Source organism: Bradyrhizobium sp. 147, from assembly GCF_023073935.1.
In the GTDB taxonomy this organism is placed as follows: domain Bacteria; phylum Pseudomonadota; class Alphaproteobacteria; order Rhizobiales; family Xanthobacteraceae; genus Bradyrhizobium.
This window is the reverse complement of sequence record NZ_JADPKL010000118.1, coordinates 1-1,234: the sequence shown is the minus strand read 5'-3', so window position 1 is coordinate 1,234 and position 1,234 is coordinate 1. Positions and strand designations below refer to the sequence as shown.

Here is a 1,234-nt window from a genome sequence, read left to right as displayed (position 1 = left end):
GGTATCGCCGCGGCCAAAGGATCGCGGGTGCTCGGCAACGATACGTCCATCCTGACGGATCACGATGCGATCGGCATAGGCTTGAACCTCGACCGGTCGTCCGACTGCGCTGGCTGCGACCGAGTACTTGTTGTTGTCGAAGCGCACCAGGCAGGTCTTCGAGACCGATGCCGTCACCGCATGGAAGCCGTCGAAGCGGCCGGCATAGGGAACGAGTTTGGGGCGTTCGGCTTCGAACACGTCCCAGATCGTCTGATCGGTCAGCTCCGGATGGCGATGAGCCTTGGCGTAGGCGATGCATTTGTCGAGCAGCCAGGCGTTTAACTCGTCGAGGTTTTTGAACCGCAGCCGCGGCGTGAAGAAGCGTTCCCGGACCAGCCCGACCTGGTTCTCGACCTGCCCCTTCTCCCAGCCCGACGCTGGCGTACAGGCGACCGGATCGACCAGATAGTGGCTGCACATCTGCAGGAAGCGGCGATTGTAGAGACGGCCTTTACCGACAAAGATCGTCTCCACCGCGGTCTTCATGTTGTCGTAGATGCCGCGGGTGCAGGTGCCTTTGAACAGGGCGAATGCCCGGTCGTGGGCGTCGAACACCATCTCCTGCGTCTCCCGCGGATAGGCCCGCACGAACAGCATGCGGCTGTGACAGAGCCGGACATGGGCGGCCTTCACCATCACCGTGGTGCCGCTCAGCAGGACGATCTCGTGGCTCCAGTCGAACTGGTAGGCTTCGCCTGGTGCAAAGCTCAACGGCACATAGGCCGACGCTGTCGAGGTGCCGCGTTCCTTGCTCCACCGTCGTGCGTATCGACGAACCGCATCATAGCCGCCGGCATAACCCAGGCCGCGAAGCTCCTCGAATAGCCGGATCAGCGTCAGCCGTTCCCGCGCCGCCTTGCTCTCATTCCCTGCCAGCAACCGGTCAAGCTCGGCACTCCAGGCACCCATCTTCGGGAGCGGCTGCGTCTCGCGCTCGTACCGGAACTCCGTCGCTTGAGAACGAATGACCTTGCGAACCACCTTCCGCGATACGCCAAGTTCTCGGCAGATCGCCTTGATCGGACGACCATCAACAAAGTAGGCGCGACGGATCTTACCAATCGTCTCCACCACCAGCATCCCAACCTCGGCTTCCATGACTCGATGGAAGCCACTGTGGACCCTTATCCCGGGGTCCCGATTGGATGCCGATCACCCCGAAAACGGGGTCCTTATTCCATGCCGAAACACA

The 1,234-nt window shown here is 61.8% G+C and carries 1 protein-coding gene; it reads right to left on the bottom strand.

What is annotated here, in order from left to right; translation table 11 throughout:
* The coding region (gene istA, locus IVA87_RS28910; RefSeq protein WP_247336347.1) for an IS21 family transposase at positions 1-1,122 on the bottom strand (1,122 nt) is incomplete at its 3' end.
* Between the last annotated feature and the right edge of the window lie 112 nt (positions 1,123-1,234).